The organism is Thalassoroseus pseudoceratinae, assembly GCF_011634775.1.
Lineage (GTDB): Bacteria > Planctomycetota > Planctomycetia > Planctomycetales > Planctomycetaceae > Thalassoroseus > Thalassoroseus pseudoceratinae.
The window spans coordinates 633,307-648,330 of sequence record NZ_JAALXT010000001.1 but is presented as its reverse complement, the minus strand read 5'-3'; the positions used below and the strand labels follow the sequence as shown (position 1 = coordinate 648,330).

14 protein-coding genes are annotated in these 15,024 nt (G+C 55.4%); 10 read left to right on the top strand and 4 right to left on the bottom strand.

The window, feature by feature from the left end:
* Nucleotides 1-6 precede the first annotated feature (6 nt).
* The 3 genes from G6R38_RS02305 to G6R38_RS02295 form a co-directional block, all read right to left on the bottom strand.
* Nucleotides 7-777: a sulfite exporter TauE/SafE family protein gene (locus G6R38_RS02305; protein ID WP_166820058.1), complete on the bottom strand. Its 771-nt coding sequence runs from the start codon at nt 775-777 to the stop codon at nt 7-9.
* A 21-nt stretch (nt 778-798) separates the two neighbouring features.
* The gene (locus tag G6R38_RS02300) at nt 799-1,248 is read right to left on the bottom strand and encodes a beta-lactamase hydrolase domain-containing protein (RefSeq protein ID WP_166820057.1); all 450 of its coding nucleotides are present in this window, start codon (nt 1,246-1,248) and stop codon (nt 799-801) included.
* A 148-nt stretch (nt 1,249-1,396) separates the two neighbouring features.
* Nucleotides 1,397-1,765 (bottom strand): hypothetical protein, encoded by a 369-nt coding sequence (locus G6R38_RS02295; protein ID WP_240928037.1) that lies wholly within the window; start codon nt 1,763-1,765, stop codon nt 1,397-1,399.
* 220 nt (nt 1,766-1,985) lie between these two features.
* Here G6R38_RS02295 and G6R38_RS02290 point away from each other — a divergent pair, with 220 nt between their 5' ends.
* Nucleotides 1,986-2,342: an ArsR/SmtB family transcription factor gene (locus tag G6R38_RS02290; RefSeq protein ID WP_166820056.1), complete on the top strand. Its 357-nt coding sequence runs from the start codon at nt 1,986-1,988 to the stop codon at nt 2,340-2,342.
* A gap of 150 nt (nt 2,343-2,492) precedes the next feature.
* On the top strand, nt 2,493-2,972 hold the full coding sequence (locus G6R38_RS02285) for an MBL fold metallo-hydrolase (protein WP_166820055.1): 480 nt from the start codon (nt 2,493-2,495) through the stop codon (nt 2,970-2,972).
* Nucleotides 2,973-3,160: 188 nt separating this feature from the next.
* On the opposite strand, the gene G6R38_RS02280 is transcribed toward G6R38_RS02285, so the two are convergent.
* Nucleotides 3,161-3,643 (bottom strand): integrase core domain-containing protein, encoded by a 483-nt coding sequence (locus G6R38_RS02280; RefSeq protein WP_166820054.1) that lies wholly within the window; start codon nt 3,641-3,643, stop codon nt 3,161-3,163.
* Between the two features lie 434 nt (nt 3,644-4,077).
* Between G6R38_RS02280 and G6R38_RS02275 the strand changes: the two genes are divergently transcribed.
* From G6R38_RS02275 to G6R38_RS02240, 8 genes are all read left to right on the top strand, one after another.
* Complete coding sequence (locus G6R38_RS02275; RefSeq protein ID WP_166820053.1) at nt 4,078-6,024, top strand: glycoside hydrolase family 55 protein; 1,947 nt, start codon at nt 4,078-4,080, stop codon at nt 6,022-6,024.
* Nucleotides 6,025-6,436: 412 nt separating this feature from the next.
* The gene (locus tag G6R38_RS02270) at nt 6,437-7,348 is read left to right on the top strand and encodes an aldo/keto reductase (protein ID WP_166820052.1); all 912 of its coding nucleotides are present in this window, start codon (nt 6,437-6,439) and stop codon (nt 7,346-7,348) included.
* Nucleotides 7,349-7,651: 303 nt separating this feature from the next.
* Complete coding sequence (locus G6R38_RS02265; RefSeq protein WP_206028431.1) at nt 7,652-10,015, top strand: arylsulfatase; 2,364 nt, start codon at nt 7,652-7,654, stop codon at nt 10,013-10,015.
* A gap of 284 nt (nt 10,016-10,299) precedes the next feature.
* Nucleotides 10,300-11,706: an MBL fold metallo-hydrolase gene (locus G6R38_RS02260; RefSeq protein WP_166820051.1), complete on the top strand. Its 1,407-nt coding sequence runs from the start codon at nt 10,300-10,302 to the stop codon at nt 11,704-11,706.
* 233 nt (nt 11,707-11,939) lie between these two features.
* Nucleotides 11,940-12,545: a YeeE/YedE thiosulfate transporter family protein gene (locus G6R38_RS02255; protein ID WP_240928036.1), complete on the top strand. Its 606-nt coding sequence runs from the start codon at nt 11,940-11,942 to the stop codon at nt 12,543-12,545.
* Between the two features lie 54 nt (nt 12,546-12,599).
* On the top strand, nt 12,600-13,253 hold the full coding sequence (locus G6R38_RS02250) for a YeeE/YedE thiosulfate transporter family protein (RefSeq protein ID WP_240928035.1): 654 nt from the start codon (nt 12,600-12,602) through the stop codon (nt 13,251-13,253).
* Nucleotides 13,254-13,380: 127 nt separating this feature from the next.
* Nucleotides 13,381-14,115: a methyltransferase gene (locus G6R38_RS02245; RefSeq protein ID WP_166820050.1), complete on the top strand. Its 735-nt coding sequence runs from the start codon at nt 13,381-13,383 to the stop codon at nt 14,113-14,115.
* Nucleotides 14,116-14,395: 280 nt separating this feature from the next.
* Nucleotides 14,396-14,893, top strand: coding sequence for a hypothetical protein (locus G6R38_RS02240; protein WP_166820049.1), 498 nt, complete (start codon nt 14,396-14,398; stop codon nt 14,891-14,893).
* Nucleotides 14,894-15,024: the final 131 nt, after the last annotated feature.

Below are 15,024 nucleotides of genomic sequence, written 5' to 3'. Positions count from 1 at the left end.
CTCCTATCAGTTGAGGGCTGTAGTGCGTACTCCTGCCGCCGCCAAGCCGCCGATCACCAGCGCCAAAACGACAACGAACCATCCGAAGGCTTTGGACAGCGACTCGCTTGGCACTTTTTCTGCGACGAACAATCCGCCAAACATGCCGACCATTGCCAAACCGAGGAACATCACCGTCAGTTGCCAGTTGAGGGAGACTTGCTGCAACTGCCCGGCCAATCCACCGACTGCATTCACGGCGATGATCGCTAACGACGATCCCACGGCGGCTTTCGTCTCGATACCGGCAAATAACACCAGGGCTGGAACAATCAGGAATCCGCCACCGACTCCCAGGAATCCGGTCAGTACACCCACGGCGGCACCGATCAAAAGACAGGGCCAGAACCGACACTGCTGTTGTTCTTTCTGTTCGGGGCGTTTGCGAATCATGGCCATGCCGGTGATGAGCATGAGGGCGGCGAAAATGCCCAACAAAACCCGCTGCGAAACCATGTGGGTCAAAAACGATCCGGCATAAGCTCCGATCACACCCGTCGCCGCAAATAGCAATGCGGCCTTGATATGGAAGTTCCCGTTTCGCCAGTGAAGGCCCGCACCGAGCAGACTCGTCCCACCGACCACGACCATCGACATCGCCACCGCCTCCTGGGCTGGAATGCCAGCTACAAAGACGAAGACCGGCAGCGTGAGGATTGATCCGCCACCGCCCAAAGCGCCGAGGGTCAGACCGATGACTAGGGCCAGTGCCAACGAAACTCCTGTGCCGACCGTCATGAGGACACCTTCGGCGAAAGGTTACTTGGCGTGGTTGTCCACATAATTTTTGACAAACTGTTCGAGTTCTGGCTTGTCGCACTCGAAACCCATCTCTTCCGCCTTTTGAAGGGTCTGTTCGCCGCTCATGCCCTGTTCGACGGCCATGTGCATCATGACCATCGCCCCCGCCCGCTTTCCGCTTTTGCAGTGGGCGAACACGGGCTTGGGGAGATTCGGATATTTTGCACGGAATTGATCCACCAGTTCCGGTCCCATCGACTTCATGGACACCGGAATGTGCAGGTACTCCATACCTGCGGACTTGACCTTCTCTCCCTCGGCATCGGGAGATAGTGGTTGCTCGTCCTCGCCTTCCGTGCGGAAGTTCACGACCGTCTTGAAGCCCTGGTCGCCCAACTGACGGATTTCGTCATCGGACGGTTGCGGTCCCACCGTTACTTGGTCATTGATTTTCATCTTCTCTGCCATGAGCGCTCTCCTTCGCATACAATTTGAAAAAGGGGCAGTCTTACATTTACTGCCTGGAATTACTTTCGCATGGTTTGAACGACCTGCTCTGGACTTGGCTGCCCTGGCTCGTCCAGTTGCAAATGATCGAAATCTCCTCGAATTGCTTTCAGAGCGTACCGTTCGAGTCGATTTCAGAAGCCGGTCGAAACCCCATGCGACGAAAGACCGGCAACGGGGGACACCAACCCTGAACGGCATGTTGCAAAAGGAAGGCAGAGATGACGCCAGGAAAGAGAAACCATTTGCGATTGACGGTGGCTCCCAACGCCAACCCAACCAGCGACAGAGTGGCGGCATTCGCCTCCAGCGTCCGTTCAATGTCCCATTCTTGATTCAGTTCCGCCATACGCCCGTCAATCGCCTCCCGCCCGGCAGCGGCAAGATGGGCGACCCGTTCTTCCGTTTGATGACGAATCTGCTCGTTTACATGCTCGGCAGTGTGTTCAGGAACACGGCCCACAGTTGGGGGAATCATAAGAGGCTCCATATCCGAAAAATAAGTGGCCAAGCAAAGACCCAAACCGTATAACCATACATGCAAATAATATGCCGTTCCATTTCGGCTTGATTGAGGCAATAGGTGGCCCAAGTTGGTCGTTTTCCGGTCAACCTGTCTGACCGAACGACACTCAGTCCTGCAAAGTGAGCTTTACTGGCGGGACGGGCCACCTGCCGATGAGGAAGCGACATAAGCGATGCCAGAGAAGATACCGGACGAAATCCTGCTGTTGATGGCGGAAAAGTTTCGGATGCTCTCCGATCCGACCCGCCTTATCATCCTGCGCACACTGATGACTGAAGGAGAACTGAACGTCTCACGGATCGTCGAACATACGAACGGCACGCAAGCGAATGTGTCCAAACACCTGAAGCAGCTTGCCGAGGCAGGATTGGTAGCCCGTCGCAAGGATGGTCCCCACGTCCTCTATCGCTTAGACGACCCGGTGGTCGAGAAGATTTGCCATCTTGTGTGCGAGACAATCCTCAAAGACTTGGAAGACCAGATGGAGAAGCATCGAAGAATGTTCGACAAAGAGGACCAGGATGAGTGAAAAAGTCGCTCTAAAGAAAAGCAATGTCTCTGGATAAGCCCACGGACAATTCATCCGAACTATGCCAGTCCGCCACATTAGGATGCCGTCACGTGGAATAGAGTGAGGAGTGTCAGTTGTTCCCATTTCGAAGGTGACGAATCGGGAGCCATGAACGAATTTCTGGCGGCCGCACCACAAGCAGTCCCTTTCGCTAGTCATGTCAGCGTGATGACATCGCTCAACGATCAAGCCGACCAGGAAGGTCGAGGATTGGCGGATGGCGAGACGTTCTTGATAGGAAAGAAGACGTGGCAGTGGATCGACACACCGCATGTGCCGCACGGTTGGGACTGTGGCGTGTTGTCCGATCAAACGACCGGTACGCTGCTGTGCGGTGACCTTTTCACCCAGCCGGGGGCGGAGACTCCACCCGTGACCGAATCGGAAATCCTCACGGCCAGCGAAGCCATGCGTAAACCGATGGATTATTACGCCACTCCACCAAGACCGGCACCATCTTGGAACGGCTGGCATCACTCAATCCCACCACACTCGCCCGTCAGCACGGAAACGCATACCAGGGCGATGGTGCCGCCTTGCTGCGAGCACTGGCAGACATCCTCGAAAAAGAACTTAACGCCGAAATGAGAGTGTCACCATAAACTCCACATCTCGCATCTGAAATCAGCCCATCGCAGAAAGCGGGAGAAAGCCTTGCTGAGTAGAAATCGACGATCACTCCTCCTCGTACCTTTCTGGAGTTTGCAGACCGCTTCGATTTATTCCAGTTCCATCGAAGAGGAACGACGTGAGGCGGCGAAGCTCGTCTGCGAATTTCACGCTGCCTTTCTTTCGAACGATTTGATTAGCCCTCCGACATGCGATCTGATTTCAACTCCGTCCATCGTCAAAGACTGGATTTCGTCAGGTGCCTCAGCAAGTGGTGGCAGATGCCCACGCTTCATGTGACTTCGATGGCCATTGTAATAGTCACCGAATTCAATCAGAAGATAGTCGAGATGCTTCTTGCCAAAGATGACGAATTTTGAAAGGCATTCGTGCTTGATCGTTTGGATGAATCGCTCACATCGGCCGTTCAAGTTCGGGCTGGCTTTTGGGAGCATGTTGGTTCGCACTCCGTTCTCGTTCAGTTTGGCGGCGAATTCTTTGGTGAACTTTGTGTCCATGTCGTGCATGACGATATCGGGCTTCTTGTCCCGATGTCGGGCCTTCTCCAGAAAGACCTCGGTCTCTTGAACCACCCAGGCTGAGTTTGGATGCTCGGTTGCCTCGGAGACGATCGCTTCGAAACAACGCATTTGAGCGGCCGATTTTGAGCCTTTGAATTCACAAATAGGTACTCGTTTCAGTCGTTTCTGCGGGCCGACACCGGACGACTCCGACGACTGAAAAGCAATCCTAAGCAATTGCTTGCGCTGCACTTACGGCCGTAAGCCTTAAATCTCAGTCGGTTTGCGAAATTTTCGGTGGCGGATTCTACGGAACCGAAGGATTCGACATACTTTGCCAGCTCGTTGTTCGTCGCCGAGGCGATCATCGCCAGCAGTGGGTGAAAAATCTTGACCGTCATGGTATTTTCGTATTTTGTTGAGTGAACGGATTGCACATCCGTTGTACAGCGCTACGTCCCAGTTTCGATGCAGAAAAATGGGTCGAGAAACCGGCTTTCTAAGAGGTCAGTTTTGCGACCGTTTGAGCCGGGAAAGTTTGACTTGAGGAACGAGTTTTTGTGGTGACTAAACCGAGAATCAAGCTGGTGGCCGAGGCGTTTCTGTGCCTAACAATCACGGTTGCGATGCCTATCTTGCATGCCGCCGTCGCAGCCGCACAGCCACCAACACCAGCACAGAAGCCACTGTCCGCAACCTCCAAACCGACTGAGGGGATACGGTTCCCGGCCGATGGCGGCGTGCTCAATGTTGTCGACTTCGGCGCGGTTCCCGATGATGGCGAGGATGACACGTCGGCTATCCAGGCAGCTTTAGACAAGCATCCCAACGGCAATCGGATCATCTATGTGCCGGCCGGCGAATACATCGTCACCGATACCCTGAGATGGGCGGATGGTCCCCACTCGGGCACCAAGCAAAAGCGAACCATCCTGCAAGGACAGGGACGCGACTTGACGACGATCCGGGTGCCCGATGGAACGGCAGGATTCAATGGCGAGCAGAACTCCTCGAAGGCTGTGATTTGGACAGGCCGTCGTCCCGCTCAGCGATTTCGCAACGCGATCCGGGATCTCACTGTTCACACCGGGCGCGACAACCCAGGAGCCATCGGCATCCAGTTCAACGCGAGCAATCAAGGGACGATTCGCAACGTACGGATCGTCTCGGGCGACAGACAAGGCCGTATTGGACTTGACCTGGGCCATACCGATGAAATCGGGCCGTTGCTGGTGCGGCACCTCACTGTCGAAGGATTCGACGAAGGCATCCGAACGTGGTGGCCGGTCAACTCTTGCACGTTCGAGCACATCACCCTCAAGAACCAGAACAAGTTCGGCTGGCACAACTACCATCAGATGATTTTTGTTCGGGGGCTCAAGAGTGAGAACCAGGTTCCGGCGATCTTCAATCGAAAAGATTCCTGGGGCACCGTCACGCTGGTGGATTCCGTGCTTCTTGGCTTGCCTGGTGCGGAGAAGACCGCCGGTGTTCTCAACCAACGACAACTCTATGTACGCAACACCAAGATCACCGGCTACGGCAAGTCGATCGACAACGCCGACAAAGGCCGGGACAAGGGAGACGTGGAGCAGCCGGGATTGGTGACTGAAGACACGTCGCACACGAACGTCGCTTCTCAGTTTCTGGATCTGGATGGAACGCTTCCCGAAAAGCGAAGCCATTTACCCGTGAAAGAGACTCCCGAGGTATCGTGGGGTGATCCTCGCGTCGACTGGGCGAACATTGTCGACTTCGGTGCAGACCCCGATGGGAAAACGGATTCGTCGACAGCGCTTCAGGCCGCCATCGACTCGGGTGCGAAGACCGTCTATCTGCCCGGCGGCAGCCATTTCTACTTCAATGGGGAAGTCCTCTTGCGAGGCGGTTTGGAGCGTTTCATTGGCTTGGAAGGCCGATGTCGGTTCGGGGATGACGCCGTTTGGCGATTGGTTGACGGGGATCAATCACGCCAAGGTGATGATGTGCCGGTCGTCATTATCGAACGCTGCTCAAATCAGAGCGGTGGTCAGAGTGTGACGATCCTGCATGAGTCGGCACGCACGTTCGTCGTCAGTTCGTGGATTGGTGCTCACGTGATCGGTCGCGGCAGCGGCGACATTTTTCTGGACGACTATTGTGGTCGTCTAGACCTGGAGAGTGCAGAACATTACGCCTGGTGCCGGCAGTTGAACACCGAGCGGGAAGGGACGATGCTCACCAACAACGGCGCATCGCTGTGGATTCTCGGGATGAAGACCGAGAAGATCGGCACGATCATCCATACGAAGGGCGGCGGCTTTACCGATTTGTTGGGTTGTTTCATCTACTCGAATCAAGGCTGGGACAATACGATCCCCGCCTTTCTGATCGAGGATTCGACCGCCAATCTCTGCGGCCTCAATGAACGGAACTACAATCGACGGCCCTGTGACTACTGGTTCCAGGAAATTGTCGACGGCGTGGAACGGACGCGGAAAGAGCGGGCTTGGGTCTACCTCAGCCGTTAGGGATCGTCCATGGTGACGAGACGTGCTCCTTCCCGAATCGTGCAGGAAAGAACACTCTCGAACCCACTTGTCATTCCCCCCACCAATCAATGAAAACCTACTTTGAGGTAACCCAAGTCGAAGTCAGGTCGAAGCGAAATCCCTTATAAAACAACGCTTTTTGAAGCTAGGTAAAAGCGTGAGCAAAGTGTTGTTGCACTACGGAACCGAAGGGGGTGAGGGCCGTTTCGCTTATGCGCTGAATTTTCAGATTCGGCGAAAGTCGATTGAATTGAGTCTCCAAGCTTCTACTGGCGCAGTGTGGCTAGCGGGCTTTTGATAGGATGGCGTTGGACTGGTCAATCCATTCTCGGGCTGACCAGGAAGTCATCATCGATTGCTAAAGCCACCTCCGTCAAGCAGGATCAATTTTATGGACCGTGAGCGTCTTGGGCAGACCGACCTACAGGTAACCCGACTCGGGTACGGTAGCATGGGGATTCGCGGCCCGAAGACGTGGGGCGTGCGGGTTGTCGATGACGCCGGAGCCGATGCGATTCTGAATGCCGTTCTCGATGCGGGAATCAACTTCATCGACACCTCTCCCGATTACGGATTGAGTGAAGAACGGATCGGTCGGTTCATTGGGTCTCGGCGGAACGAGTATTACCTCGCCACAAAGTGCGGCTGCGCCCCGGTACAACGCGAAGACCATCTGGAGATCGACCACATCTGGAAGCCGGAGATCGTGCAACGGAATCTGGAAACCAGTCTGGAGCGGCTGCGGACCGATCATGTCGACCTTCTTCAGTTCCATGGCGGTGACGCCGAAACGCTGCAGCGTGAAGGGTTGATCGACCTGCTGAGCGACTTTCGCGACCAAGGCTTGGTCCGGTACATCGGCGTTTCCAGTTCACTGCCGCACCTGCCCGACTTGATTGACCTGGGCGTGTTCGACACGTTCCAAATCCCATATTCGGCTCTCGCCCCGGAACACTCGGTGCTAATGACACGCGCCGCCGCGACGGGAGCCGGTGTGATCGTGCGGGGCGGTTTGGCAAAAGGTGGACCAGACGCAGAAATTCAGCGTCCCGCATTGAACGACGTTTGGAACCAGGCTCGGCTCGACGAGCTTCTTTCCGAGGGAGCCAGTCGTGCCGAACTGATCTTGCGGTACACGCTCAGTCATCCCGCTTGCCATACCACGATCGTCGGTACATGCAACCCCGAGCATCTCGCCGAGAACGTCGCCGCCGCGAAGAAAGGTCCGCTAGCGGCAACGCGTCGTGATGAAATCACGGCGCGGGTACAATCTGTGCTGAAGTCAAAGGAAGACACACCGTGACGATTTGCAGTCCCGGCGCCTGGCGGGTCTGTGAGCCATCGCAACCCCACGCCGAGATCTAAGGCTGCTACAAAATGGTCTCAAAATCATCCTGAAATCCGCCCGGATACATTTTCGGCGCAGTTGGGACGTGCTCTCCATTGTGAAGGGCGTTGCGACAGAGGTCTCCCGAATCTTCTGGTTTTCGCTGGTTCGACTTGTTTGTTAGCCTGACATCATGCACGATTTTCCGATGTGTCGCAGGATCGGGAACAGCTCTCGGTTCCGTTTCCTTATCTCATTTTTGAACCGAACGCCTGCAATATGATACGCCATCTTTTTCAATTGCTGACTGCAATCGGGCTTCTTCTGTCCGCTTCACAGGCTGTCATTGCCCAGCCGAACGATGGATCCGTCTTGCCGTTTCCGCCACAGAAGATGGCGGGAGAGGCCAAGCCAAGACTTCAAGACTCAGTCATGAAGTGGCCCCAGGAACCCGAGCGGTTGCCCAAAGATGCCCCGAACATTTTGATCATCTTGATTGACGACATTGGCTTTGGGGTGGCCGACACGTTTGGTGGTGAAGTCCATACGCCCACGCTGACGAAGCTGGCCAACCAGGGGCTGATGTATAACACGTTTCATACGACGTCGATCTGTTCTCCCACGCGAGCGGCGTTGTTGACAGGACGCAATCACACCCGTGTTGGTTCGGGCACGATCGCCGAGCGTGCGGTGGCCTTCGACGGTTACACCGGAGTCATCCCTAAAACCGCCGCCACGATTGCGGAGATCCTCAAACAGTATGGATACCATACGTCAGCGTTTGGGAAATGGCATAACACGCCGGCCACGGAAACCACCGCGATCGGTCCTAAGAATCGTTGGCCTGCCGGATATGGCTTCGAGCATTTCTACGGTTTTCTCGGCGGGGAAACCTCACAGTGGGAGCCCCGACTGACCGAAAACTACAACCACATCGAACCCCCGGAAGATCCTCAATACCACCTCACCGAAGACATGGTGGATCAAGCACTCAAATGGGTGGATGACAGCCAGGCGTTCGCGCCCGACAAACCTTTCTTCATGTATTGGGCTCCCGGTGCCGTCCACGGGCCACATCACATCTTCCCGGGATGGGCGAACAAGTACAAAGGCAAGTTCGACGATGGTTGGGACAACTACCGCGAACGGGTCTACCAACGGCAGTTGGAAATGGGCATCATCCCACCGGGGACAAAACTCACCCCGCGTGATGAAACCATGCAAGCCTGGGAGGACGTGCCCGAGAATCAACACGCCTTCCAACGACGGCTGATGGAAATCTTTGCTGGCTTCGTCGAACACACCGACACCCAGGTGGGCCGACTTGTGGAAGGTTTGGAACAGAGAAACCTCCGCGAGAACACCTTGATCTTTTACATCGTCGGAGACAACGGTTCGAGTGCCGAGGGACAACGCGGTTCTGTCAGCGAGGTGCTCGCGCAGAACAACATCCCTAACACGGTGGAACAACAGATCGCTGCTCTCAACCAGATTGGCGGGGTCGAAGTCCTCGGATCGCCCAAGACCGAGAATATGTACCACGCCGGCTGGGCTTGGGCTGGCAGCACGCCGTTCAAGGGCACCAAGCTATTGGGTTCCTACTTCGGCGGTACACGCAACCCGATGGTTGTCTCCTGGCCTAAACGGATCAAACCGGACAAGATGATTCGATCGCAATTCCACCACGTTGTGGACATCGCGCCCACGATCTACGAACTACTCGACATTCCGCATCCAAAGTTCGTTAACGGCCACAAGCAGATTCCGATGGATGGTGTGAGTTTGGCCTACACCTTCGACAACGCGGCCGCTCCCACGAAGAAGCAGGTTCAGTTTTTCGACAATAACGGAAGTCGTGCGATCTACAAAGACGGCTGGTTTGCTTGCACGTTTGGGCCGCTGATCCCCTGGGATACGCCGGCTTCAATCCCGCGGATTCGGGACTGGGATTCCGCCAAGGATCAATGGGAACTGTACCGGCTCGATGATGACTTCTCGCAGGCCAATAACCTCGCCTCGAAAGACCCCGAGAAGCTGAAAGAGCTGAAACAGGAGTTTCTCGAATTGGCTAAGGAAAACCAAGCCTATCCCATTGGCGCAGGGAACTGGTTGCGAACCCATCCCGAAGACAAAATCACGACGCCTTACACCTCCTGGACGTTCACCCAAAGAACTCGACGGATGCCCGAGTTCGTTGCTCCTGGTGTGGGTCGCGTGAGTAATCAAGTGACTGCTGAAATCGAGATTGGCGACAAGGCGAACGGCGTGCTGTATGCCATCGGCGGTGCGGGCGGCGGATTGACCGTGTACTTTGAGGAAGGACATCTGGTTTACCAATACAACATGCTGATCATCGAGAACTATTCCGGCCGGAGCGAAAAGGCATTGCCTGCCGGAAAACACACGATCGAAGTCACTACCGACATCAAAGCTCCCGGCCAAGCCGGGACGGCCACGCTTTCGGTCGACGGTGAGGAAGTCGGACGCGTGTTGTTGAAACGAACCGTGCCATTGGCTTTCACGGCGACCGAGACGTTCGACGTTGGTGTTGACCTCGGTTCACCTGTCTCGTTGAACTACGCGGAACAAAGGCCGTTTCCATTCACCGGCAAGATCAACAAGTTGCACGTTGAGCTGAAATGATGAATTCGGTGGATTAATACAGGAGGCCCCGCGAAGCCATAGAATGTCTCTGCACTTGGTGATGCTTGCGCGACCAACTTGGCATCCAATCGCGCAGTGATGTGTTCGCCTTTTGCTCCACGCTGCCTGATCTCTCTTCGCACGAATGCGGTATTGTGCGTTCTCGCAGGCGGCTAAGCCCGTTCCAGTCTCTCGTCAGGCAACAGTGGTACGCATATTGCAGCCTGTCAATACAGCATTGATCGGACTGCGACGAATGTGACATACCCGGCGGAGGACTTCTGATGACGATGGTATTCGAACGGGTGCAGACCCAGGGCATTGCCCAACTTTCCTATCTGATTGGCGATGACAGTAGCGGAACGGCTGCCGTGATCGATCCGCGTCCGAATGTCGAGGTGTATCTCGACATCGCACGCGAGCATGGAGTGGTAATTACTCACGTGTTCGAAACGCACATCCATGCTGACTTTATGAGTGGAGCACGAGAACTCGTAGATCGCTTGGGCGAAGCGAAGCTCTGTGGCAGCGGTGAAGGCGATGCGGATTACGGATTCGATCTGAAAAAAATCCGATGTGGAGACCGCTTTGAGTTTGGAGCCGTCGTACTAACGGCCCGGCATACACCCGGGCATACACCGGAACACATGGCTTACGAGATCGCCGAGAAGGACAGTCTCGACGATCCCTGGGGCATTTTGACCGGCGATTCTCTGTTCGTTGGTTCGGCCGGTCGCCCGGATCTGCTGGGGGATGACGAGACAGAGGAGTTAGTCAAGCAACTCTTTCATACCCTACGGGATTATTACCTCAAGCTTGATGATGGGGTGATTATCTATCCCTGTCACGGGGCTGGCTCGGCCTGCGGGGCGGACATCGGCGAGCGTCCCATGGGTACGATCGGTTATGAACGACGAACCAATGAGTTTCTTCAATACGAAGATTTCGAAGAGTTCAAGAAGTTTGTGCAGGACGGGGCTCCACCCGAGCCCAACCATTACAAGCACCTTAAAAAGGTCAACGCTCAAGGACCGCCTGTGTTGGGGCATGCCCCGGCGATTCCGGGCCTACCAGCCCAACCGTTCCAAGCCGCCTGGGAGCAAGGTCAATCGCAACTGGTCGACACTCGGCAAATGCTGGCGTTTGGCGGTGGACACATTTCCGGAGCTATCAACATCGGACCCCGACCAGAACTTTCCGTCTGGGCTGGTCAAATGCTCGATTATGAAAAACCAATTTTGCTAGTCGTCGAAGATGAAACCGATCTCGACTGGTTCCTTTGGCAGTTCGTCTATACAGGCTTTGTGAAGTTCGCCGGTTATCTTGTTGGGGGCATGAAGGCCTGGGAGAACGCAGGTCTGCCTTTGCAAGAACTTTCCCAAGAAAGCGTGCACGAACTCAAAGAGCACATGCAGGACGTTCAGATTCTCGATGTTCGCGCTCCAGACGAGTGGGAAAGCGGTCACATTCCCGGAGCAAAGCATCACTATGTGGCCAAGATGCGGGATGGGCTGAACGGGGCTGCCGGTCTCGATAAGCAAAAGCCGGTGGTGGTGTACTGCGACAGCGGTTATCGAGCCGACATCGCGGCCAGCGTGTTGCAAAGACACGGCTTCGCCGATGTTCGGAATGTCCCTGGCAGTTGGCAGGCGTGGACCAACTCCGGCTATGAAGTCGAGAAGCCACAGTGACGAACATCGTTCGCGAAATCTCTGGACTTCTCAAGATAAAGGAGGGACGGGTAAGGTCACGCTTCCGCAATTGACGGGCACGTCTTCCTGGCTGTGGATCGCCGCATTAGTCGTCGTGTTGCTAGTCAGTATCGGACTAGTATTTCGCATGCCAAGTGGTCGTTCGACTCGCACTTCAGAAGACCGTTTCGGCAAGCGTTCCCCAGCCTAAACGCCGATCACAAGGAGTAACGATGAAGAATATGATCTCGACTTTACTGTTCATCACTTCGGTGGCCCTGCCCTTGCAGGTTGCTCAGGCCGCCGAGGAACTGCCGTCACCTTATCCATATCCTCAGCCCACTTGGTCGCCCTATCTCGTCGGGGCATTGATTGGCGTGTTGGTACTACTGACGCTTTCTCTGGCTAACAAAAAGATCGGCGCCTCCAGCGCCTATTCGGACTTGGCCGGACTGTTAGGACGAGTCATCGCTCCGCGACATATTCGCTCACTGCCCTATTGGCAGGACAAAAAACCGATGATTAGCTGGACGCTGCTTATCGTCTTGGGTGCCATCGGCGGTTCCTGGCTAGCGGCGTCGACGGGCACCAATGAGTTGACCGGAACCTACCTCCAAGACATGTGGCTCGCTCGGTTTGGCCCGGACAGTTTTGGATTACGCACCATCGTGGCCTTCGTCGGGGGAACCGTCATGGCCTATGGGGCTCGCTTGGCGGGCGGATGTACCAGTGGGCACGGTATCAGTGGAACCTTGCAACTGGCGGTCGGTTCTTGGATTGCCGTGGTCTGCTTTTTCATTGGCGGCATTGCCACGGCGATGCTGATGTACCGGCTTTGATCACGTTGTTATTGATTTGCAATTACCTCCACCTTTTTCAAGGAGGATACTTAGATGTCTTCACCCAATCACATGACTTCGGTGCAAGGTCCCGAGCCTGCCTCCGCACGGGAATCCGAGCAGTCACATCATGACCAAACTTCCGAGACGGAACCATGGCCTTGGCGGGAAGCGTCCGCTAGTCAGCTAGCGATGGGGCTAGTCTTTGGCGTGGTCTTCGGGTTCTTGCTCCAGAAAGGCGGCGTGGCCAAGTTCGACATCTTGATCGGTGTCCTCCTCTTAGAAAATTTCGTGGTCGTCAAGGTGATGCTCACCGCGATCGTCGTGGGAATGATCGGCGTGTACGTGCTCCAGCGAGCCGGCATCATCGAGCCGCAACTCAGCGACACGATTTATGGGGCGAACACGATCGGCGGGCTCATCTTCGGAGTCGGCTTCGGTCTTCTTGCGTATTGCCCTGGCACCACGGCGGCCGCAGCGGGGCAAGGGAATCTCGATGCGTGGGTCGGCATCGCCGGCATGGTGTTCGGCTCCTATCTGTTTGCTCTGACGTCCAAGTTCAGCAGCGGCACAGTCAGCAAATGGGGAGATCGTGGCAAGCTGACTTGGCCCGAGTTGCTCAATGTTCCAAAAGGAGTGTTCGTCGCTATCGCCGCCCCAGTTCTCGTAGGGGTGCTGGTGATTTTGGAAATCCTGGCGACGCAATAAGTCGAGAAGCGAACGACTCGAAGTGGAAGGCAAATTGGATTGAAGTCATTCCCCGAGCAGGCTGGCGGAGACCAATCTGTCCCGTCGCACCTCGCCTTCACTCCCCTTGGTAAGACGCAGAGAGTTAATGACAGATATGAAAACAGCTGTGACTCACACCGAGCAAGACGGCAACGGGATAGCTTCATCTGCAATAGCGGAGGACGCATATCTTTTTGGGCCCGTCGTGGTCAAGATTCAGCAAGCCGAAAGGGTTTGGAAACTCACACCGCATGGCCAAACGCTGGGGGAAGGCATGGCCAAGGCCCGGCATGCACTAGTGGGCAAGACGGCAATTGAGATCGGCGTCGGAACCGGCGTTCATGCCATCGCTGCACTCAAACTCGGGGTGCGGGAGATTGATGTGACCGACATCGAGGCGGCCGCGTTAGAATCGGCTGCCCTAAATGCCACGCGAAATGGAGTCGCCTACCGCAAAAGCTGGGTGCAGGACTGGATGCGTTTCGAACCCGAGGAGCCTTACAATCTCGTGTTATGCAATCCACCGTTCTGCAAAGCGGGCAAACCCGATCGGCGATTCTTTATCCAATCACTCATTCAAGAGGCACCTCGATTTCTACGCCGCGGGGGACACCTCCTTTTCGTGCAAAGCAGCATGGCCAACTTCGCATTGACCGAACAAGAGTTATCAGACGCGGGGTTTTATTTCACGCCCGTCCATGAGACGCGGAAGCGATTTCGCGATTACTACTTCCAAGAACCGGGCTTCCTTGAGGAAAGCCGCCGAGTCAAAGATGGATTCGAGGAGATCGAGGGAACCTATGTCGAAACCCTGAGAGTCTATCTCTGCACGAAACCCTGAGACGCGGAAGACCCGCGTGGCGTATCACGGTGATTGAAGTTCATTTTCTCGTCATGGAGGAAGAAACGAACTCCAATTGGTCGATCAGATTTTGCATCTTGGTTCATGTGGAATGCATCGATGACTATCGTATTGGGCATTGTGAATGTGACAACGTGGCGTGATGTCGGGTTGGACCGGTGCTTCGCCATTGACGGAGTGTCCAAGCTCAACTTGACGGCGTGATTGATTTAGAAATAATAACCCCGTTGCCACAACCGACCTTTCTTTGGTGTGTTTGATGCTCCACGGTCTTGTTTCCATCCTGACACTGCTCGCGATGCTACTGCACGCCGCTTTCGGCTGCTGCTGGCATCATACGCACGCAGGATGCCAGACCGAGGGAATGAAGTGTGTCGCGGATCAGGAATCTGCGAACGACGCTCACGAACATCATGTGTGTTCCAATTCGCGTGACAAAGGGCACGGTCAACATTCGGAGACGGAAGAGAGCGGTCGTGCCGTCGGTGCTTCGTCGGTCACGTCCCATGAACAAGATGACCGTCACCACGAGCATGGCGGCTGCGACGAGGATAGTTGCAAGTACGTTGCCTCCAACGTTTTCAAGGTCCCCACGCCAGCGGATGGCTGCTGGATATTCGAGGGCTTTTCGACTGCAGACGTTCTAACTTCGCGTCTGGTTGTCGGGCTCCGCTGCGATCGTTGGTGGAGCAATTCTCTTCTGGTCTATGAGGCCGGCCCAAGCGTCCGCGATCTGACGCAAACGTGGCTCCTTTAAACGCAGTCTTCGCCTCTTTGACTGTCCGTCGAGCGTGTCGTTCCTCGGGGTTAATCTCTCCTCGGTCTTGACCGTCTCGAAATGACCTTGTGCGGTCTGGAATTCGTTTTCCGCTGCCGATGTCCGGGCTG

Excerpts from the sequence above, each read along its gene's own strand:
- G6R38_RS02285 (WP_166820055.1), top strand. The coding sequence starts at position 2,493 with ATGAACGAATTTCTGGCGGCCGCACCACAAGCAGTCCCTTTCGCTAGT.
- G6R38_RS02305 (WP_166820058.1), bottom strand. The coding sequence starts at position 777 with ATGACGGTCGGCACAGGAGTTTCGTTGGCACTGGCCCTAGTCATCGGT.
- G6R38_RS02255 (WP_240928036.1), top strand. The coding sequence starts at position 11,940 with ATGAAGAATATGATCTCGACTTTACTGTTCATCACTTCGGTGGCCCTG.
- G6R38_RS02280 (WP_166820054.1), bottom strand. The coding sequence starts at position 3,643 with ATGCGTTGTTTCGAAGCGATCGTCTCCGAGGCAACCGAGCATCCAAAC.
- G6R38_RS02245 (WP_166820050.1), top strand. The coding sequence starts at position 13,381 with ATGACAGATATGAAAACAGCTGTGACTCACACCGAGCAAGACGGCAAC.
- G6R38_RS02240 (WP_166820049.1), top strand. The coding sequence starts at position 14,396 with ATGCTCCACGGTCTTGTTTCCATCCTGACACTGCTCGCGATGCTACTG.
- G6R38_RS02260 (WP_166820051.1), top strand. The coding sequence starts at position 10,300 with ATGACGATGGTATTCGAACGGGTGCAGACCCAGGGCATTGCCCAACTT.
- G6R38_RS02295 (WP_240928037.1), bottom strand. The coding sequence starts at position 1,765 with ATGATTCCCCCAACTGTGGGCCGTGTTCCTGAACACACTGCCGAGCAT.
- G6R38_RS02250 (WP_240928035.1), top strand. The coding sequence starts at position 12,600 with ATGTCTTCACCCAATCACATGACTTCGGTGCAAGGTCCCGAGCCTGCC.
- G6R38_RS02300 (WP_166820057.1), bottom strand. The coding sequence starts at position 1,248 with ATGGCAGAGAAGATGAAAATCAATGACCAAGTAACGGTGGGACCGCAA.
- G6R38_RS02290 (WP_166820056.1), top strand. The coding sequence starts at position 1,986 with ATGCCAGAGAAGATACCGGACGAAATCCTGCTGTTGATGGCGGAAAAG.
- G6R38_RS02265 (WP_206028431.1), top strand. The coding sequence starts at position 7,652 with ATGATACGCCATCTTTTTCAATTGCTGACTGCAATCGGGCTTCTTCTG.
- G6R38_RS02270 (WP_166820052.1), top strand. The coding sequence starts at position 6,437 with ATGGACCGTGAGCGTCTTGGGCAGACCGACCTACAGGTAACCCGACTC.